The following is a 19,773-nucleotide window of genomic DNA, read 5'->3' on the forward strand; positions in this document are numbered from 1 at the left end:
TCTATTATACCAGAATTCCGATTTATGACAATGGTATTTTCCCTTCAACTTGTGGTAAATGTGTGGCAGGGGAATTACAAATTGTTTAAGAAAAACGTACGGATCAAACTTTATGATGAAAGTGATCGATCCGTACGTTTCGTAGCTCCTATTTTATGATTTCAGGTAATCCGACGCGTCCTTTAAGAAGCTGGCGATGATCAGCAGGATCACGAACGCCACCGGGAACGCCGCGATGATGGACACGCTCTGCAGGTTCGCCATGGAGCTGTCGGAAAATACAAGCGCCATTGGCAGCAGGATCAGCATGATCGCCCAGAAGGCCTTTACGGCGTTGTGGGGCTCCTCATCGCCTGTGATCTGGCGGTAGGTGTAGGAGGAAGCCACAAGGGCGATGGAGTCGAAGCTGGTGGCGTAGAAGGCTACCATGGCAACGATCAGAAGCACAAGGACAAGTGGCGCAAGCGGCAGTGTCTGGATGATGGAGATGATCGTTGTGTAGAGATCATTTCCGGCGGCGTAGATCGCCATCACGTCAAGTTTTCCGCTCACCTGGAGTCCGAGGCTGTAGTTTCCTAAAATAATGAAGCTCAGGCAGGTGGCGCTGACGCAGCAGGCATATCCGCCGAGGATCGTCTGCCGCACCGTTCTTCCGCGGGAGATGGATCCGATAAAGAACGGAGATGCCACGCACCACACCATCCAGTAGGCCCAGTAGAAGATCGTCCATGTCTGCGGGAAGGAAGTGGTCCGCTGCGGGTCTGTGAAGGTTGCGAGGCCGAGGAAATTCTGAGCAAGATTTCCGACAGCCGCAAAGCCTGTCTCCAGAATATACCGTGTCTCACCGCCGAGGAACAGCACATATGCGAGCAGGGCAAAGAACAGATACATGCAGGACTTTGCAAGAAGGGAGATCCCCTTCATGCCGTGGAGCAGGGCATATGTGTAGAAGACGCAGGTGACGCCTAAGATCGCGATCGTTATCCATTTGGAGGATGGAAGGTGGAACAGGGTCGTCAGTACCTGGGACATCAACGGAGTCGCCAGTGCAAATGTCGTTGTGGTTCCTGCGAGGAGCGCAAAGAGCGCCAGAAGGTCGATGAGCTTTCCGGAAATCCCATCTACCTTGTTTCCGAGCAGCGCGCGGCAGGCTTCTGAATATTTCTGCTTATGACAGCCTCTCACATGAAGCATAAAGCCGAAGGAGACGGCGAGTACCAGATAGAATGCCCACGGGATCGGACCCCAGTGGAACAACGGGTAGGTGCTGGACCAGGTCTGCATGGAACCGAGCTCTGCGATATGCGGATCGTTCGCGTAAAGGATCCATTCACAGAAGGAGTAAAACAGGATATCGGCTGCGAGTCCGGAGGTGAACATCATGCTCGCCCAGACGAAGAGGGGATATTTTGGCTTTTCATCCGGTTTCCCGAGGCGGATCGTACCGAATCTGGAAAATGCCAGATACAGGGATAGCAGGAAGACAAAGAGACCGACGGCAAGATAGAACAGGCCGAAGGTATCGCCAAGGATAAAACGGATCGTGTCGAGAACGCTCTTTGATGCATCCGGCATCAGGATGAAGCAGACACAGAGCGCCAGGATTGCAAGAAACGGTACGATCACAGTGACCCAGTCGATCCGGTCTTTTAATGGTGTTTCGGAATTTTTGGAACTCATAATTTGAAACCTCCTACGATGTTCAAAAATTAAATATTTATCAAGATATTGAACATTATAGCACTGTAGGAGGGAGAATGCAAGGGGAAATGATACGATTCTGCCACGGCCACTGTATTATACAACCCTTTCAGTTCAGAATTTGCCCGCCTCCCTGCACGGGAACAAGGACCCGGCGTCAGTTCGGATCATGGGAGAATGGAATGTTTGCGTTTTTCCCTGCGATTCGGATAAAATTGATCGTCAGGAATGTCACACAGAGTATCCAGCCGAGACCGGAAAAGAGAGCAACCGCGGTGAGCCCCATCTTTCCGATCATGATGGCGGAACAGATCGCACGGAAAATAATGTGTAGGGTTGTTCCGCAGAAGGCGATGACCATGTAACCCTGTCCTTTAAAGTATCCCATGTAAGCACTTCCTGTAAAGCAGAATATATAGAAAACAGAGATCAGTCTTATATAACTGTTTCCGTAATAGAGAGCCAGCTCGTCTGAAGAACTCAAAAACAGCCGGAGTGCAGGATTGGAACCAAAGAACATGAAAAGGGAGATCACCACACAGACCGTCCAGTTTAACATCAGCCCCCAAAATAGACTTTTTTTCACCCGGTCATGATTTCCAGCCCCAAGATTCTGGGAGACCATGACGGAGACCGCATTTCCTCCGCTGTCACCGAAGGAATTCGCGAATCCCTCAATGCGGGTCGCTGCCGTATAGGCAGCGATTCCCGGTGTTCCGAGTGTATTGACACTGCCCTGAACAAGAATCTTTCCGATATACAGGCTGGAGGCCTGAAGCGCCGAGATGAGACCGTAGCGCAGAGTGTGGATCATAAGATCCTTATGAGCACCAATATCTTCTCTGCGGCAGAGCAGTCCCGGATAAGTATCCCGCAGATACAGAAAACAGCAGATTGCGGAGAAAAACTGTGACAGGATCGTGGCCGCGGCAGCACCGCCGGTTCCAAGTCTCAGAATGCCGATAAAGAGAAAGTCCAGAGCGATGTTCACTGTGATGGCGGCGGCGAGAAAAGACAGGGCAACTCTGGTGTTGCCGATAGACCGCAGGATTCCGGATAAAAGGTTATAAAGACAGGTAAAAGGAAGCCCTGCGAGGATAATGAAAAGGTAGGATTCAGCGTAAGGAATGAGTTCGTCCGGGGTGTGGATCAGGTTTAAGATCGGATCCAGAAAGACGGTACACACACCGCTGATGATAAGGGCGATGATCATGCCGAGAAGAAGAGCGGTGAAGACTTCCTCGCGGTATTTTTTTCTGTCACCGCTTCCGTAGAACTGACCGAGGATTACCGTGATCCCGGCGCAGAAGCCGTCGAGGATGAAGATAAAAAGGTTCATAAGACTGCCGGAGATTCCCACAGAGGCAAAGGCGTTGGTGCCGAGAAATCTGCCCACGATCAGTGAGTCGGCAGTGTTGTAAAGCTGTTGTAAAATGTTTCCAAGCAGCAGTGGAACGGCGAGGGTTAAGATCTGCTGTCGGATATTGCCGGAAAGTAAAGAGGTCTGGTTCATGGTTATGTACTCCTGAAATATAATCTTCTGATACCGGATGTTCCGCACTGCGTACTCCAAATTCTATGCGCTGCTCCGGCTGGTGCGAAATCTGATGGTTCAGTACCTTCACAGAAATCAGTGTATCACAGAAAATATTAATTGAAAAATGAATAATTAAAAAGTAAAATATAATCAAAATGATATATTTTGAACAGGATAAAATATTTGCAGTAAAGAAAATCGGAGAAAACGGAGATCATTATGACAAAAACAGAGTTGGAGGCATTCCTGGCAGTTCTCCAGTATGGCAGTATCTCAGCAGCGGCAGAACGGCTTTTTATCACACAGCCGGCTATGAGCCGCAGAATGAAATCGATGGAAGAGGAACTGGGATACAGCCTTTTTGAGCGTGGACGCGGTCAGAGAAGCGTGGAACTTACAGAGAATGGAAAAGAATTCGTTCCGGTCGCGGAACGCCTGTTGACACTTTACAGGGAGGCGGAGGAGATACCGAGAAGAAAGAAAAGTCCGCTTCTGCGGGTCAGCACAGTGAACAGCATTGCTTTTTATCTGATGCCGGCTGTATTGAAAGAAATGATGTCCGCTCGGGACACCTGCAGCATTGAATTTAAGACGGGGCGTTCTTCTGATATTTATGGGTATGTGGAAAATGGAAGTGTTGATGTGGCTCTGGTCTCGGATCTTTTAAATTCCAGAAGAATAGTTCCGTTCCCGGTGTTCAGGGAGCCGTTCGTGTTTGCCGGTGGTGAGAGCTGGAGAGAAACGGGGCGAGTGACTCCGGATATGCTGGATCCGGAAGAACAGATCCGGCTGCCGTGGAATCCGGAATATGATATCTGGCACAGCCGATGGTTTCCGCTGGATGCAAATCCGAGTCTCACAGCGGATAAGATGGAATTTCTGGAATACTTTCTGAATGGAAAAAAATGGGCGGTGATCCCGCTTCTTGTTGCAAGGCGATTCAAGAGACAAGACGTGTGGATCTGTCCGATGGAAGGCGGACCGGAGGACATGACGATCTATGGACTCACAAAAGAGAATCGGATGGATGATCAGATCCGAAGATTTTTTCAGTGTGTGAGAGAAGAACTGCAGATGATCGATGGGATAGAACTGTTTTCAGGAAGATAAAGAGAGATTCTGGTCGTTCAGAAAAATTTACAATTAAATTTCAGACAGGAAAAGAGCCCGGACACCGGAACATACCCCAGGATTCCGGTGCGGGCCCTTTTTCAAGAGTTACAATCTATGATCCCAAATTGGATCTTACAGGAAGTTCATAAATGTCGTAATAATAAGTGCATTGAAGAAATCGATGAACAGACTTCCTACTAACGGCACTACGAAGTATGCGGTCGGAGCCGGACCATACTTTGCGGTGATCGCCTGCATGTTTGCCATAGCGTTCGGTGTAGCGCCCATACCAAATCCACAGAAGCCGGATGTCATAACGGCTGCGTCGTAGTTCTTTCCGAGAAGGTTGAATACTACGAAGTAAGCGAAGATTGCCATGAGAACTGTCTGTGCCGCAAGCATTACGATCATCGGAAGTGCAAGCTCTGCAAGCTGCCATAACTTTAATCCCATCATTGCGAGACCAAGGAATAAGGAAAGAGAGAAGCTTCCGATCGTGCTGATCTCTTCCATCGGCATATCTTTGTGGGTTGCGTCAACAATGTTACGGATGATAGCAGCAACAACCATTGCTCCGATGTAGCTCGGGAATGTCATTAACTTGTTAAGGAATAAAGAAACGATCGTGCCGGCACCGATTGCGATTGCAAGGTATAATGCGCTGTCCAGGAATCTTCTGGAATCGATCGCGCCGGTAACTTCGTTCTTATCAACTGTAACCTCATCACTGCCGGTAGCAGTCTCTGTGGACTTTAAGTTCAGGGAATGGATACGACGGTAAGCGAGCGGTCCGCCGATCATACAGCCGGCAACAAGACCGAAGGTTGCGGATGCGATCGCAACCGCGTTAGCGCCTGCAACACCAGCTTCCTCAAGAACCGGTCCGAATGCACCTGCGGTACCATGTCCGCCGACCATCGGGATGGAACCAACCGCAAGACCAAGTCTCGGGTCGAGATGGAAAGCACCGGCAAGTACAGCGCCAAGGCCATTCTGAAGAGCAACCATGATAATGGAAACTAACAGGAATAAGAGTACCTGAACGCCGCCCTTCTTTAAGAGACGGAAACATGCGGTGTAACCAACACTACAGAAGAATACAGTCATGAAGAAGGACTGTAAAGTGTTGTCGAAAGAGATTTCGAGGATTCCTGCGGATCTTAAAATCAGGTGAACAACTGCGTAAACAACGCCGCCGACAACCGGCTCAGGAATACAGTATTTTGTTAAGAATGGGATCTTGCTTACAAGGAAACGTCCAAGAAGCAGAACGAGAGCAGCAACTGCGACTGCCTGATACATGTTAAGTTCAATTTGTAACATAGTTTTTTATACCTCCATACCTTTTATGGTCAGAGTATAAGAATGTTCCTTCAAAAAAAATCATAAAGTTACAAAAAGTTACAAAAATTACTTAACAAAAAATTGTAAATTCTTAACAAGATTTCTACATGTAATAGTTGAAAACATGTGAAAAGTTCTGAACCCACAAAAAATACGCCGAAAAAAGATATTCCGGCGTATAGAAATTAATATGTTTTAGCGCTCTGCTTCCAGCATCAGTCCGTCAATAAACTTTTTGATGCTGACCTTCCCTCCTGAGGAGCGCTTTCCTCTGAGATAGTCCATCTCCGCCTTCACATCCTCAAAGGAGAACAGGGTTCCGGAGTACAGGGTGTAGGTCTCGTTCATGAAATCCTCGATTCCCATATGGGCGATATTGGACATTCCGGCTGCGATGGTACGGCGGATCCGCTGCTCCATATTTTTCGGGGAATCACTGACCGCCTCGCACATCTGCGACACACTTAAATTGGATACAGGAATATGATTCTCGTGAAGATATTCGCAGATCTTTATGATATCCGGACATCCTTTTTCTCCGGACATGCCGACGCGGTTTAAGATGTATTTTAATTTCCTGCCGTAGTCATCTGATTCCGGCTTCGTTCCCTTTGGCATATGGTCGATCTCGTTCATGAACATCCGGCGGATATTCGCCAGAGTGTGTTCATTTGTGATCTGCTGTTCCACATTTTTTAATACGGAACGGACCTCGATCAGGTTGATCGGCTTGCTGATAAAGAAGTCGATCCCGGCGCTGTAGGCCTTGCTGATCAGCTCCTTGGCGGACACCTGGGAGATCATAATACATTTGACCGTGGTGTTCACAGCCCGCAGCTCCTTTACAAATTCAACGCCGTCCTTTACCGGCATGAAAAAGTCGACGAGGACAACATCAGGCTTTGCCCGCAGCACGTCGGACAGGTTTGCCGGCTCTCCGCCGCAATCGCCGCAGATTTCTCCGAGTCCCTGTGTCTCGATGATGTCTTCTAAAATGTTGATGACGGACAGGTCGTCTTCTACGATATAGATTCTCATAATTCTTCCTCCACAAGGGAAGCCGCCGGAATCACAACGGTAAAGGCAGTTCCGCTGCCCTGCTCCGATCTCACTTCGATGGTTCCCTTAAACTGTTCCTCCACGGTCATTTTTACCCCATAAAGGCCGACACCGCGGAAGATATTTCCGGTCTTATGGTCAAATTTCGTTGAATATCCCATTTTAAAAATGTTCGGCAGATGGCGCGGTGAGATTCCCGGTCCGTCATCTGTGACACAGAAGATGTAGTTCCCGTTACGAAGGTGCTCTTCGATGCAGATCGTGCCGATCTTCCGGTCGGATTCGATGGCCTCAATGGCATTGTTGACAAGATTTTTTAACACGGCCATGAGTTCGTAGTGCTCCTCGGTCATAAAGTTGTCCGAGCATCGGAACTCCAGCTGGATATGGACATTTTTCGCCTCCAGCATATGGTAGGTGGTGTCTTCAAGGATCTTTAAGATATCCTGAAAGCTCATCCGTTTCTCATCGTATTCCTCGGAGATCTCCTCCTCAATTCCCTGAATGATCCGGATATAGTCTTTCTTGATCTCGTGGACATCCCGCGCGATGGAGAGTGACATGTGCTTCATATCATCCGGCACGTCCATCTCGTTTAACTTCTCGTAGAGCTTATAGGCGTTCGCCATGACGGATTCGATCTCCTCGGAATTCTTCCGCATGAAGTAGATCTCATTCTTTAAGCCTGTAGTCATTAAGAACAGGCGGCGGTAACGGTTCTCGTGCTCTTCGTTTTTTAAAAGAGTCCGGTAGTGACTTTCCGCCATTAAGATCAGGCTTGTGAGGAAAGTCCGGAACAGGGCGATCAGGAGAAGGTATCCGGCCTTTTCCGGTGTCATAGTGTGGAGTGAGCTCTCTGAGATACAGAGTTCCACCAGATTCGATCCAAAATCTGCAAAAAAGACCGCCGGAAATAACCGGCTGAAGGACACGGTATGTTTTCCGGGGATCATGGCGTTAAAGATGATCCCGTAGCAGAAATAGAAGACCGCGTTTGGAAATAAATTTTCCGCGGATGTTATGAGATCAGCACCACCGTTTACCGCTGCAATCAGTCGGAACAGAAAAACGATCACTGCAGTTACCGAACAGGTCATCGTCGTGGAAAGATTTTTTCCCAGCGTCATTAAGAGGACCGGGAGCACGATAACGGAAGAAGAGATACGGAAATTATATACAAAAAGATTCCAGTAGAGCTGGGATACGAGGGCGACGATCGCTCCGATCAGAACCATGCGTTTCAGATCCCTGACGCTCTTATTTTCATTTATCATTCGGTATCCCCCTCTGTGGCTGTTCGATAAAAATCAATAATATAATGATACGTTATTGTTAAAAAAAAGTCAACGGAGCGAGGGTTAAGATATTTTTGTAAGAAGGCTCAAAATTGTGAGAAAAATAGGGCGAAACTTTATTTTTTGTGTTGTAAGATTTTCGGTCTTCGATTATAATATAGTCATAGGGGACAGACACCGTAAGGGGTTTTCGGTGCTGTAAAAAACGAAAAAATGAGGAGGATACTGACATGAAACCATACCGCGAAATGTCAAAGGAAGAACTTGCATCTTTAAAGGAGCAGCTTGAGGCTGTGTACAAAGAGTATCAGGGAAAAAATTTAAGCCTGAATATGGCACGTGGCAAGCCATGTAAGGAGCAGCTCGACCTTTCCCTTCCGATGATGGATGTCTTAAACAGCTCCAGCGACTATATCTCCGCTGACGGCGATGTAAGAAACTATGGAATCCTGACCGGTATTCAGGAAGCAAAAGAGCTGATGGGAGCTATGATGGATGCTCCGGCTGAAAATATCGTTATGTACGGAAATGCCAGCCTGACATTGATGTTTGATACGGTAAGCCGTGCCTGGACACATGGTGTTTGCGGAAGCACTCCGTGGTGCAAACTCGACAAAGTAAAATTCCTCTGCCCGGTTCCGGGATATGACAGACACTTTGCGATCACCCAGTACTTCGGTATCGAAATGATCAATATTCCGATGACAGCTGATGGTCCGGATATGGATCTTGTTGAAAAATATGTAAATAACGATGAGACCGTAAAAGGCATCTGGTGCGTTCCGCTTTATTCGAACCCGTCCGGACAGTCTTATTCCGACGAAACAGTAAAGAGATTCGCAAACTTAAAGCCGGCAGCAAAAGACTTCAGAATCATCTGGGATAACGCTTACTGCGTACATCATTTACACCCGGATCATCCGGATCATATCCTTGATATCCTCTCCGAGTGTGCAAAAGCCGGAAATCCGGATATGGTATATAAGATCGGTTCCACAGCGAAGATCACATTCCCGGGCTCCGCTATCTCCGCAATCGCTACATCCAAGGCGAATATCGAAGATATGAAGAAACAGATGAACGTACAGTTTATCAGCCATGATAAGATCAACCAGCTCCGTCATGTGCGCTTCTTCAAGAACCTTGATGGAATCAAGGCTCAGATGGCAAAACATGCCGCGATCCTCTGCCCGAAATTCGAGGCGGTTGACGAGATCTTAAATAAGGAGCTCGCCGGACTTGAGATCGGTAAGTGGACAAAACCGAACGGAGGATATTTCGTTTCTTTCGATGCTCTTGATGGATGCGCGAAGGCGATCGTTGCAAAGTGTAAGGATGCCGGTGTTGTTATGACAGGCGCAGGTGCAACCTACCCATACGGCAAGGATCCGCATGACTCCAATATCCGTATTGCTCCGTCCTTCCCGACACTGGAAGATCTGAAGCTTGCAGCTGAGATTTTCTGTGTATGCGTAAAACTTGTAAGTATCGACAAGCTTCTTGCTGAATAAAGTGGGAAAAACGGCAGACAGGCTGCCGGAGAAATAAAAACTGAAATGATCGTAAAAAAAGAGGGACTGACAGCCGAATTACCGGCTGTCAGTCCTTTACTTTTTTGCGTTGGTATACTAAAATGAAAAAGACTATCGAGAAAGATAGAGGGATGGAATTATTTATGGAAGAAAAAGATATAAATCAGAAAAAGAAACCGGATGATCCGGCGGAGCAGGAGACAGGAAAGAGAAAGTCCGGTCTGGCCCGCGAGGGGATCGCTTACCTGATCTTCGGTGTCCTGACAACAGTGATCGACTATGCGATCTCAAATCTTCTATATTATATATGGAAGATGGATCCGGTTCCTGCTCAGACCATTGCGTGGGTGGCTGCGGTGCTGTTCGCTTTTGTGACGAATAAGTGGTGGGTGTTTGAGAGCCATACGCTGAATCCGGGGAAGGTATGGAGAGAATTTGTTTCATTTGTTCTCTGCCGGGTAGCGACCTTCCTGTTTAATCTCGCGGCACTGTTTGTTATGGTGGATCTCATGAAGATGGAGTTCTTTCTCTGCAAGCTTCTGATCTCAGTCGTGGTCGTGATACTGAATTATGTGTTTAGCAAGATCCTGATTTTTACGAATGACAAAAAGAAATGACCGGATCAGATCTTGGAGTGCGAAATACCTTTTGCGTAGACGGAGGAGTTTTACGGTATGACAGAAATAAAAGAAATTGATGATGCAGTCCGGGAAGAAATACCAGAAAGAATCCCGGAAGCGCGTAAGAAGAAACGACGAACGGTGCCGGTGTTAAAGTCGAGAGACGGTCTTATGATCGCGTTTTTTGTCCCGGTACTCGTTATGATCTGCATATTTGCCCAGAGAGGGATCTTCCCGTTCGGCGAGAGGTGCTTTCTGAGGACGGACATGTATCATCAGTACGCCCCGTTCTTCTCAGAATTCCAGCATAAGCTGCGGACAGGCGGAAGTCTTCTGTACAGCTGGGATGTGGGAATGGGTGTTAATTTTGCGGCGCTTTACGCATATTATCTCGCAAGCCCTTTAAACTGGCTGATCCTGCTCTGCCCGAAAAAATTCATCATCGAATTCATGACGATCATGATCGTCATAAAGATCGGACTTTCGGGACTCAGCTTTGCCTGGTATTTAAAGCAGCACAGTAAAAACTGTATTCTGGGTGTCGGATTTTTCGGGATTTTTTATGCGTTGTCCGGATATATGGCGGCGTACAGCTGGAATATCATGTGGCTGGACTGCATTCTTCTCTTCCCGCTGATCGTTTACGGACTGGAGCGTCTTGTGAGGGAACAGAAGGGAATGCTCTACTGCGTGACCCTTGGGCTTTCTATTTTGTCCAACTACTATATTTCCATCATGACCTGCCTGTTTCTGGTGCTTTATTTCATCGCGCTTCTTATTTTAGAAGAGCCGGGTCCGGTGAGAAAATACGTGGAGAGCTGCGTGAGATTTGGAATCTACTCCCTGCTTTCCGGCGGACTCGCGGCGGGAGTTCTGCTGCCGGAGATCTGTGCGCTCCAGAGCACGGCATCCGGCAACTTTGATTTCCCAAAGGCGTGGACTTCCTATTTCCCGATCTTCGACATGATCGCCCGCCATATCGGAAATGTGGAGACGGAGATCGGTCTGGACCATTGGCCGAATATTTACTGCGGCGTCGCGGTATTTCTCTTCTTTTTGCTGTATCTGGCATGTAAGAAGATCTCCGTGAAGGAAAAGGCTGTGTACTGCGGACTGCTGCTGCTCTTTTTTGCAAGCTTTTCCATGAATGTGCTGAATTTTATCTGGCATGGATTCCACTATCCGAACAGCCTTCCATGCCGACAGTCCTTCATCTATATCTTCCTGATGCTGTTTATCTGCTTCCGGGCTTATGCGCATCTGGATGAGACACCGAAAAAGTATGTTGCTGTCGCGTTCTGGGGAAGCATCTGTTTTGTACTTCTGGCAGAAAAGCTGGTGACACAGGAACATTTCCACTTTATTGTCTACTATGTGTCTATCATCTTCCTTGCGGCTTACGCGGGACTGATCTACATTTATAAAGGAGGAAGGCGGGCCTTAGCCGGCTTTCTGGCACTGGCGCTGGTCTCCATGGAGGCAGCCATCAATACAACCGTGACGAGTGTCACGACCACGAGCCGTGAATCCTACACTGCGGATAACGAAGAGGCCCGGATCTTGAAGGATTCTCTGGAACCGGCATCGGATTTCTACCGGGTGGAGAAAAAGACGAGGAAGACGAAAAACGACGGCGCATGGATGAATTTCCCGTCGGTATCCCTGTTCTCCTCAACGGCAAACGCGGATCTTTCGAAGATCTTTAAGAAGCTTGGATGCGAGTCCTCCACGAACGCCTACAGCATCACGGGCAGCACACCGCTTGTGGACAGCATCTTTTCCGTAAAATATGCGCTCTATTCCGATGCAGTGTCCAACACGGAGCTTATGATGTATTTGAGGGAGAGCGGCGGGACATATCTCTATGAGAACCTGTATACACTGCCGCTAGGCTTTGTTCTTCCTTCGGATATTGAGGAGAACTGGCAGTATGAGATGGATAATCCCGCGGAAGTACAGAATGATCTGTGTCTGGTCACAGGGGCAGACGAAGTTCTTGTAGATACAGGCGGAACAGTGAATAAAAATACGTTCACCTTCACACCGGATATGACCGGGGAATACTATGTGTTCGTTCTGAATAAGAAGGTGAAGAACGTGAAAGCGGATCTGCCGTCGGGTTCAAAGTCATTTGGCAATGTAGACCGCGGATATCTTCTGGAACTCGGAACCCTGTCTCCGGGATATGAAGTGAAGCTCACGGCAGATGAGGCGGGGGAGCAGTTGAATGCCATTGCCTATCGGTTCTCCGAGGATGCCATGATTCAGGTCTATGACCGTCTGAACCGGATGCCGATGCATCTGACGAGCTGGAAGGATACGAAGCTTTCCGGAACTGTAACTGCTGACCGGGCTGGAATGCTCTTCACATCGATCCCCTTCGATAAGGGCTGGACTGTGAAGGTAGACGGGCAGAAGGTGGAGACGAGGAAAGCGTTCGGCGCATTCCTCGCCATCGATGTGGACGCAGGGGACCATGTGATCGATTTTTCTTATTTCCCGGAGGGATTAAAGCCCGGCGTCCTGATCACAGGCGGATCGATCGTGATCCTGATCTTTTTATGGTTTTTGCGCAGAGAGATGGAGAGGCGGAGAGATCGAGCGCGGATGCTCAGGATCCGGAGAATGCAACGGGAATCAGAAGAAGAACATGCGGATGAAGATGAATTTGAAGAAATTCCGGAGATCGATGAAGAACCGGAAGAGAGCTCAGATGAAATGGAGGAACCGGATTCCGAAATTCCCGACATGCCGGAACCGGAGAAACATATAAATCATAAAAAACAGACAACGGAGGAACAGACATGAAACTTTGGGGCGGAAGATTTACGAAGGAAGAGAACCAGTTAGTACACAATTTTAATGAATCCATCTCCTTCGATCAGAAATTTTACAGACAGGATATCGCAGGCAGCATCGCCCATGTGACGATGCTCGCGAAACAGGGGATCCTCACAGAGGAAGACCGTGACGCGATCATTGCCGGCTTAAAGAGTATTCGTGAAGATATCGACAACGGAACCTTAAAAATCACAACGGAATCCGAGGATATCCATTCCTTCGTTGAGGCGAACCTGATCGAACGGATCGGAGATGCCGGAAAGAGACTCCACACCGGGCGAAGCAGAAATGATCAGGTCGCTCTCGATATGAAGCTCTACACAAGAGATGAGATCGATGAGACAGATGTCCTGTTAAAGGGACTTCTTAAGGTTCTCTTAAAGCTTATGGAGGAAAATCTCCACACCTACATGCCGGGATTTACCCATCTTCAGAAAGCACAGCCGGTAACTCTGGCTCACCATGTAGGTGCTTACTACGAGATGTTCCGCCGTGACAGGGGACGTCTTGCAGATATCAGAAAGCGCATGAATTACTGCCCATTAGGATCCGGTGCCCTTGCCGGAACCACATACCCGTTAGACCGCGAGTACACAGCAGAGCTTTTAGGCTTTGACGGACCGACCTTAAACAGCATGGATTCCGTATCCGACCGGGATTACCTCATTGAGCTTCTGGCAGCGCTCTCCACGATCGCCATGCATTTAAGCCGTTTCTCCGAGGAGATCATCATCTGGAACAGTAACGAGTACCGTTTTGTTGAGATGGATGATTCTTACAGCACCGGAAGCAGCATTATGCCGCAGAAAAAGAATCCGGATATCGCGGAGCTGATCCGTGGAAAGGCCGGCCGTGTCTATGGTGCCCTGATGTCCATGCTGACAGTCATGAAGGGAATCCCGCTGGCATACGATAAGGACCTTCAGGAAGACAAAGAGCTGACCTTTGATGCCATCGACACCGTAAAAGGCTGCCTCTTACTCTTCACGGGCATGGTATCTACGATGACATTCCGCAAAGATGTGATGGAAGCCAGCGCAAAGAACGGCTTTACGAATGCCACAGATGCTGCGGACTACCTTGTAAACCACGGCGTTCCGTTCCGTGATGCCCACGGGATCATCGGACAGCTGGTGCTTCTCTGCATCAACGAGAACAAGGCATTGGATGACCTGACTCTGGAGCAGTTCAAGTCCATCAGCCCGGTATTCGAGGAAGATATTTACGATGCGATCTCCATGAAGACATGCGTGGAGAAACGCGTGACCATCGGTGCTCCGGGTGCGGAGGCGATGAAGAAAGTCATTGAGGTTTATAAGAAAGAACTGAACGCTTAAAGTTGACATTGCAGAAAAAGGCTTTCGGACCACTGAAAAATGTTTACATTTTCTCAGTGGTTTGAGAGCCTTTTTCTATAAGGGCGACGCCCGACGCTTCTTGTCGGATGCGCAGCATCCGGCAAGAAGAGAACAATGTCAACAAATCAGAATAACGAACACAGCCGCCAAGGACGATACCCCAAATATCGTTCCAAGGCGGCTGTGCGTTTAAAATATCGCGTTATAATATAATGAGAAGAAAGTTTCGGGAAGAGTTGGTGCGGCTCTTCCTTCCATTCGTGTATTATAGCATGGTTTGTCTGGAAAGTAAAATGGTTATGAGTAAATAAAAAGTGACAAATTATAATATTAAATATTAATAAAACTTAATATTTTGGAACGTCCAGGCATATAGGGCGCAAAATACCGTTTGTGCCCAAAATCGTAAGATGGTTTGATAGAATTGTAAAAGCGTCCCTGTTTTGATATAATAAATATAAATATTAACATTTTGGAACGAAACAGCATGAAATGAAGATGCTCACGCAAAAAAGATATCGAACATGTTGGTGTTGCGGCACAGAAAGGAGAATCGAACATGACGTTTCTTGAAATTGAAGCGTTTTTGAAGATCGCCCAGTGCGGAAGCTTTTCTGCGGCGGCAGAAAAATTATATATCACACAGCCGGCTCTCGGCCGTCGGATCCGCGCACTGGAGGAAGAACTGGGCTATTCCCTGTTTATCCGGAATAAAGGAGTCCGTCATGTGGAGCTGACAAGACAGGGGAGAGCCTTTGTTGGAATTGCACACCGCTGGCAGGCACTTTGGAATGAGACTCAGGAGGAAGCATTGCTGAGCAATGAGAAGAGTTTTTATGTGGCCAGTGTCGGAAGCCTCCTTGCATTCATGCTGCCAACGGTGTTTCAGGAATTTATAAGGAATACGCCGGAATGCAGCCTCCATGTGACGACACTTCATTCGAGTGAAGCTTACAGCTATGTAAACAACAAGACGGTGGACATCGCCTTTATCACGGATCCGATGTATTCGTCACAGGTAAAGACGGAGGTATTATTTAAGGAAAAACTGTGCCTGATAGTGGGAAAAGATCTGAATCTTCCCCACAACATCAAAGTCTCAGAGCTGGATCCGCGCCGGGAAATCCGGACACAGTGGGATCAGAATTTTGACACCTGGCATAACTATTATTTCAACAGCGCGGCAGTTCCACAGGTTTATCTGGATGAGATGGGATTTTTACAGTATTTCACCCAGAACGGTGATAACTGGGCGTTTCTTCCGATCTCTGTCGCAAAAAGCATCTTAAAGACGACGCCGGTATCGATCCATGAACTCGATGTGGAGCCACCAAGCAGAACGCTCTACTATCTGTACCGGACGGAGGACCAGTCCCCATATCAGAAGCCTCTTCTGGAAATATGCAGACGGAAGCTTGCAAATGAAAAGGGGATCACATTGATGGATCCGATCCTGAATGCATGATCATATTATACAACAACAGGGGCTGCCATTGACAGCCCCTGTTGTGCATTTTATTTATGATCAGCGTTTGTTGCTTGCTCTCCAGATATGCATCTTCTCAGCCTCTGCGATCAGCTGGTCGCGGAACTGCGGATGTGCTACGGAGATGATCGCTTCAGTCTTCTGCCATGTGGAGAGACCTTTTAAGTTTACTTTACCGTACTCAGTAACGAGATAGTGGATATTCGCACGGGTATCGGTTACGATGGAGCCAGGAGCCAGAGTCGGAACGATTCTGGACTCTAAGGTGCCGTCCTTCTTCTTGAAAGTGGAGGAGCAGCAGATGAAGCTCTTTCCGCCCCTGGAAAGGTAAGCGCCCAGAACGAAGTCGAGCTGTCCGCCGGCTCCGCTGATGTGCTTGATTCCTGCGGACTCTGCGTTTACCTGACCGAAGAGGTCAAGGTCAACAGCGTTATTGATGGACATGAAGTTGTCCAGAGCAGAGATCGTGCGGACATCGTTCGTGTAGTCTACCGGTGCGGACATACACTCCGGGTTCTTATTTAAATAGTCATATAATTTCTTTGTACCTGCGCCGAATGCGTATACCTGACGGCCTTTGTCGATATTCTTTCTTGCGCCAGTGATCTTTCCGGCGTTTGCGATATCCACGAATGCGTCAACATACATCTCAGTATGAACGCCGAGATCCTTTAAGTCAGATTTCGCGATCAGAGCGCCGACCGCGTTCGGCATTCCACCGATACCAAGCTGTAAGCATGCGCCGTCCGGGATCTCCTCAAGGATCAGCTTTGCGACAGCCTCATCGACATCGCTTGCAGCAGCAGCGCCGCCCATCTCAGCGATCGCCGGGTTGTCACCTTCCACGATCATGTCAACGTGAGAGATATGAACGCCCTCTTCAGTGCCGCCGAAGCATACCGGCATATTCTCGTTCACTTCCACGATAACGACCTTGGAAGTCTCACATACAGCCGCCATATGGGAAGCGTTCGGTCCGAAATTGAAGAAACCGTGCTCGTCCATCGGGGAAACCTGGAATACAGCTACGTCCGGCTTAGTCTGGGATTCTCTGTAATATCTTGGAAGCTCAGAGTAACGGATCGGAGCATAGTAGCTGAATCCCTGTGCGATCGCTTTTCTTTCGATACCGCCCATATGCCAGGAGTTCCAGGTCATATGTTCTGCCGGATTCTCGATCTTGAAGATCTCCGGCACCCACATTAAGATACCGCCGCGGAAGTTTACGTCGGTTAATTCCGGAAGTCTTTTTGCGATTGCCTTGTCGACAGCAACCGGTGTCGCTGTTGTCCAGCCGTAATCGACCCAGTCACCGGACTTGATTACGGAAGCTGCCTTCTCTGCGGAAACCAGCTTTTCCTGATACATCTGTTTGAAATCCATTTCAATACCCTCTCTTTGTAACCATAAAAATATAGTAGCAATATATTGTGCGGTTTTTTTGTTTCCATTGACACGAAAACAGGAAGCACAGGACACACGCCCTATGCCGGCACATATGGAAAAACTTATGCAAATGGATCTGCAGCACTTGTTTCCATATAGACCGCCGCACGGACAAACTATGAGATTATTTTAACATTTTCCGGGTGTAAGGTCAATAATTCCGGGAAAAAGCTTCGTAAATGTTCGCAAAACATGACGAAGCGCCAAAACACCGCATCAAAGCAAAAAAGTAACTTTTGTACGAAAGGATAAGGAAACTTTCTAATTTGTTTAGAAAAAATATATAAAAAGCTTGTCATAATTATTTGACACAAAAACGGTTTGGTGATATTATTAGTTATACATAATATACTGCCTTGCTTGTGGAAAAAATATGGTGTAGAGCATGGCAGCGGTATAATGAGGAGGAAAAGAAAATGGCAAAGAAAATTGTACTGGCAGGTGCATGCCGTACCGCAATCGGAACAATGGGTGGCGAATTAAGCACAGTTCCGGCTCCGGAACTTGGCGCGATCGTAATTAAAGAGGCTTTAAAGAGAGCAGGTGTAGCTCCGGAAGCTGTTGATCAGGTTTACATGGGCTGTGTAATCCAGGCAGGTCAGGGACAGAACGTAGCTCGTCAGGCTACATTAAAAGCTGGTCTCCCGATCGAGGTTCCGGCTGTAACGATCAACGTAGTATGCGGTTCCGGTCTTGAGGCTGTTAACATGGCAGCTGAGATGATCCTTTCCGGTGACGCTGATATCGTTGTTGCAGGTGGTATGGAGAACATGTCCATGGCTCCGTATGCTATGATGAAAGGCCGTTACGGATACCGTATGGGCAATGCTACCTTAGTTGATACAATGGTTAACGATGCTCTCTGGGATGCATTCAACAACTACCACATGGGTATCACAGCTGAGAACATCTGCGATCAGTGGGGTCTTACAAGAGAAGAACTGGACAAGTTCGCTGCAGTAAGCCAGCAGAAGGCAGAGGCTGCTCAGAAGTCCGGCGCATTCAAGGACGAGATCGTTCCGGTAGAAGTTAAGAAGAAAAAAGAGACAGTTATCGTAGATACAGATGAAGGCCCGCGTCACGGAACAACGGTTGAGACACTCGGCAAGTTAAAACCGGCATTCAAGAAAGACGGCGGCTTAGTTACAGCTGGTAACTCTTCAGGAATCAACGACGGTGCAGCAGCAGTTGTTGTTATGAGCGAAGAGAAAGCGAAAGAGCTCGGTGTTAAGCCGATGGCTACATGGGTTGCCGGTGCTCTCGGCGGCGTAGATCCGAAGATCATGGGTATCGGACCGGTTGCAGCTACAAGAAAAGTTCTCAAGAGAACAGGCATGGAGATCAAAGACTTCGATATCATCGAGGCTAACGAGGCATTCGCTGCACAGTCTGTAGCAGTAGGCAAAGAGCTTGGCTTTGACCTTAACAAGTTAAACCCGAACGGCGGCGCGATTGCTCTCGGACACCCGGTAGGAGCTTCCGGATGCCGTATTCTCGTTACACTTCTTCATGAGATGGAGAAGGCAGATGCTAAGAAGGGTCTTGCAACTCTTTGCATCGGCGGCGGAATGGGCTGTGCTACAATCGTAGAGAGAGACTAATCTGATCTGGGGCATAGACAAAATCTGAGGAGAACAACGATATGGGTTTTGTAAAATATGAGCAGGACGGTTTTGTTGGTGTTATCACCATCAACCGTCCGGAGGCTTTAAATGCGTTAAATACAGAGGTTATTCAGGACCTTGATGCTGTTCTTGACAGCATTGATCTTGGTACAACAAGAGTGCTGGTTGTGACCGGCGCAGGTGAGAAATCCTTTGTTGCCGGTGCGGACATTGCTGCAATGAGCACGATGACTGTACAGGAAGCACGTGAATTCAGTAAAGCTGGAAACGATGTTTTCCGTAAGCTGGAGACACTTCCGATCCCGTCGATCGCTGCTGTCAACGGCTTTGCACTTGGCGGTGGAAATGAGCTTGCAATGAGCTGCGATATCCGTTACTGCTCCGAAAACGCTATATTCGGACAGCCGGAGGTTGGTCTTGGTATTACTCCGGGATTCGGCGGAACCCAGCGTCTCGCAAGACTGATCGGAACCGGAAAGGCAAAGGAAATGGTATATGCCGCTGTCAATATCAAAGCTGACGAGGCATACCGGATCGGCCTTGTAAACGGTGTATGTGCGAAGGAAGAGCTTATTCCGACAGTTATGAAGCTGGCAAAGAAGATCGCCTCCAACGCACCGATCGCTGTCAGAAATTCCAAGGAGTCCCTGACAGACGGTTACCTTTCCGACCTTGACCACGCAATCTCTATCGAAGAGAAATATTTCTCCGAGTGCTTTGAGACTGAGGATCAGAAGGAAGGAATGAAGGCGTTCCTCGAGAAGAGAAAAGTGGACGGCTTCAAAAATCGATAAGATTACATAACATTGTTGCATA

The 19,773-nt window shown here is 48.1% G+C and carries 14 protein-coding genes; 8 read left to right on the forward strand and 6 right to left on the reverse strand.

What is annotated here, in order from left to right:
* Positions 1 to 153: 153 nt before the first annotated feature.
* Together DXA87_RS02905 and DXA87_RS02910 are read right to left on the reverse strand one after the other, a co-directional pair.
* Complete coding sequence (locus tag DXA87_RS02905; protein WP_117470177.1) at positions 154 to 1,680, reverse strand: BCCT family transporter; 1,527 nt, start codon at positions 1,678 to 1,680, stop codon at positions 154 to 156.
* Between the two features lie 178 nt (positions 1,681 to 1,858).
* Complete coding sequence (locus DXA87_RS02910) at positions 1,859 to 3,214, reverse strand: MATE family efflux transporter (protein WP_117503190.1); 1,356 nt, start codon at positions 3,212 to 3,214, stop codon at positions 1,859 to 1,861.
* A 243-nt stretch (positions 3,215 to 3,457) separates the two neighbouring features.
* Here DXA87_RS02910 and DXA87_RS02915 point away from each other — a divergent pair, with 243 nt between their 5' ends.
* Positions 3,458 to 4,348: a LysR family transcriptional regulator gene (locus tag DXA87_RS02915; protein ID WP_117503191.1), complete on the forward strand. Its 891-nt coding sequence runs from the start codon at positions 3,458 to 3,460 to the stop codon at positions 4,346 to 4,348.
* A 135-nt stretch (positions 4,349 to 4,483) separates the two neighbouring features.
* Here the strand turns inward: DXA87_RS02915 and gltS are convergent, their stop codons facing one another.
* From gltS to DXA87_RS02930, 3 genes are all read right to left on the reverse strand, one after another.
* On the reverse strand, positions 4,484 to 5,674 hold the full coding sequence (gene gltS / locus DXA87_RS02920) for a sodium/glutamate symporter (protein WP_015553794.1): 1,191 nt from the start codon (positions 5,672 to 5,674) through the stop codon (positions 4,484 to 4,486).
* Between the two features lie 216 nt (positions 5,675 to 5,890).
* Positions 5,891 to 6,733, reverse strand: a complete 843-nt coding sequence (locus DXA87_RS02925) for a response regulator (protein WP_117470180.1) — start codon at positions 6,731 to 6,733, stop codon at positions 5,891 to 5,893.
* A complete protein-coding gene (locus DXA87_RS02930; protein ID WP_015553792.1) occupies positions 6,730 to 8,028 on the reverse strand; it encodes an ATP-binding protein in 1,299 nt (432 codons plus the stop codon). Before DXA87_RS02930 ends, DXA87_RS02925 begins: the two co-directional genes overlap by 4 nt.
* A gap of 251 nt (positions 8,029 to 8,279) precedes the next feature.
* Here DXA87_RS02930 and DXA87_RS02935 point away from each other — a divergent pair, with 251 nt between their 5' ends.
* The 5 genes from DXA87_RS02935 to DXA87_RS02955 all read left to right on the forward strand — a co-directional run bounded on the left by DXA87_RS02935 (position 8,280) and on the right by DXA87_RS02955 (position 15,865).
* Positions 8,280 to 9,560 (forward strand): aminotransferase class I/II-fold pyridoxal phosphate-dependent enzyme, encoded by a 1,281-nt coding sequence (locus DXA87_RS02935; RefSeq protein WP_117503192.1) that lies wholly within the window; start codon positions 8,280 to 8,282, stop codon positions 9,558 to 9,560.
* Between the two features lie 164 nt (positions 9,561 to 9,724).
* Positions 9,725 to 10,198 (forward strand): GtrA family protein, encoded by a 474-nt coding sequence (locus DXA87_RS02940; protein ID WP_158553000.1) that lies wholly within the window; start codon positions 9,725 to 9,727, stop codon positions 10,196 to 10,198.
* A 57-nt stretch (positions 10,199 to 10,255) separates the two neighbouring features.
* Entirely contained in the window at positions 10,256 to 13,009 is a 2,754-nt protein-coding gene (locus DXA87_RS02945) for a YfhO family protein (protein ID WP_117503194.1), read from the forward strand.
* Entirely contained in the window at positions 13,006 to 14,379 is a 1,374-nt protein-coding gene (gene argH / locus DXA87_RS02950; protein ID WP_117470183.1) for an argininosuccinate lyase, read from the forward strand. The genes DXA87_RS02945 and argH overlap by 4 nt, the downstream gene beginning before the upstream one ends.
* 580 nt (positions 14,380 to 14,959) lie before the next feature.
* Complete coding sequence (locus DXA87_RS02955) at positions 14,960 to 15,865, forward strand: LysR family transcriptional regulator (RefSeq protein WP_117470184.1); 906 nt, start codon at positions 14,960 to 14,962, stop codon at positions 15,863 to 15,865.
* 60 nt (positions 15,866 to 15,925) lie between these two features.
* On the opposite strand, the gene DXA87_RS02960 is transcribed toward DXA87_RS02955, so the two are convergent.
* The gene (locus tag DXA87_RS02960; protein WP_117470185.1) at positions 15,926 to 17,269 is read right to left on the reverse strand and encodes a butyryl-CoA:acetate CoA-transferase; all 1,344 of its coding nucleotides are present in this window, start codon (positions 17,267 to 17,269) and stop codon (positions 15,926 to 15,928) included.
* Between the two features lie 479 nt (positions 17,270 to 17,748).
* Between DXA87_RS02960 and DXA87_RS02965 the strand changes: the two genes are divergently transcribed.
* Together DXA87_RS02965 and DXA87_RS02970 are read left to right on the forward strand one after the other, a co-directional pair.
* A complete protein-coding gene (locus tag DXA87_RS02965; protein ID WP_015553784.1) occupies positions 17,749 to 18,933 on the forward strand; it encodes an acetyl-CoA C-acetyltransferase in 1,185 nt (394 codons plus the stop codon).
* A 41-nt stretch (positions 18,934 to 18,974) separates the two neighbouring features.
* Positions 18,975 to 19,751: an enoyl-CoA hydratase-related protein gene (locus DXA87_RS02970; protein ID WP_117470187.1), complete on the forward strand. Its 777-nt coding sequence runs from the start codon at positions 18,975 to 18,977 to the stop codon at positions 19,749 to 19,751.
* Positions 19,752 to 19,773 lie beyond the last annotated feature (22 nt).

The sequence above is a fragment of the Desulfotomaculum sp. OF05-3 genome, assembly GCF_003435535.1.
Classification (GTDB): domain Bacteria; phylum Bacillota; class Clostridia; order Lachnospirales; family Lachnospiraceae; genus Pilosibacter; species Pilosibacter fragilis.

Excerpts from the sequence above, each read along its gene's own strand:
- DXA87_RS02905 (WP_117470177.1), bottom strand. The coding sequence starts at position 1,680 with ATGAGTTCCAAAAATTCCGAAACACCATTAAAAGACCGGATCGACTGG.
- DXA87_RS02910 (WP_117503190.1), bottom strand. The coding sequence starts at position 3,214 with ATGAACCAGACCTCTTTACTTTCCGGCAATATCCGACAGCAGATCTTA.
- DXA87_RS02915 (WP_117503191.1), top strand. The coding sequence starts at position 3,458 with ATGACAAAAACAGAGTTGGAGGCATTCCTGGCAGTTCTCCAGTATGGC.
- gltS (WP_015553794.1), bottom strand. The coding sequence starts at position 5,674 with ATGTTACAAATTGAACTTAACATGTATCAGGCAGTCGCAGTTGCTGCT.
- DXA87_RS02925 (WP_117470180.1), bottom strand. The coding sequence starts at position 6,733 with ATGAGAATCTATATCGTAGAAGACGACCTGTCCGTCATCAACATTTTA.
- DXA87_RS02930 (WP_015553792.1), bottom strand. The coding sequence starts at position 8,028 with ATGATAAATGAAAATAAGAGCGTCAGGGATCTGAAACGCATGGTTCTG.
- DXA87_RS02935 (WP_117503192.1), top strand. The coding sequence starts at position 8,280 with ATGAAACCATACCGCGAAATGTCAAAGGAAGAACTTGCATCTTTAAAG.
- DXA87_RS02940 (WP_158553000.1), top strand. The coding sequence starts at position 9,725 with ATGGAAGAAAAAGATATAAATCAGAAAAAGAAACCGGATGATCCGGCG.
- DXA87_RS02945 (WP_117503194.1), top strand. The coding sequence starts at position 10,256 with ATGACAGAAATAAAAGAAATTGATGATGCAGTCCGGGAAGAAATACCA.
- argH (WP_117470183.1), top strand. The coding sequence starts at position 13,006 with ATGAAACTTTGGGGCGGAAGATTTACGAAGGAAGAGAACCAGTTAGTA.
- DXA87_RS02955 (WP_117470184.1), top strand. The coding sequence starts at position 14,960 with ATGACGTTTCTTGAAATTGAAGCGTTTTTGAAGATCGCCCAGTGCGGA.
- DXA87_RS02960 (WP_117470185.1), bottom strand. The coding sequence starts at position 17,269 with ATGGATTTCAAACAGATGTATCAGGAAAAGCTGGTTTCCGCAGAGAAG.
- DXA87_RS02965 (WP_015553784.1), top strand. The coding sequence starts at position 17,749 with ATGGCAAAGAAAATTGTACTGGCAGGTGCATGCCGTACCGCAATCGGA.
- DXA87_RS02970 (WP_117470187.1), top strand. The coding sequence starts at position 18,975 with ATGGGTTTTGTAAAATATGAGCAGGACGGTTTTGTTGGTGTTATCACC.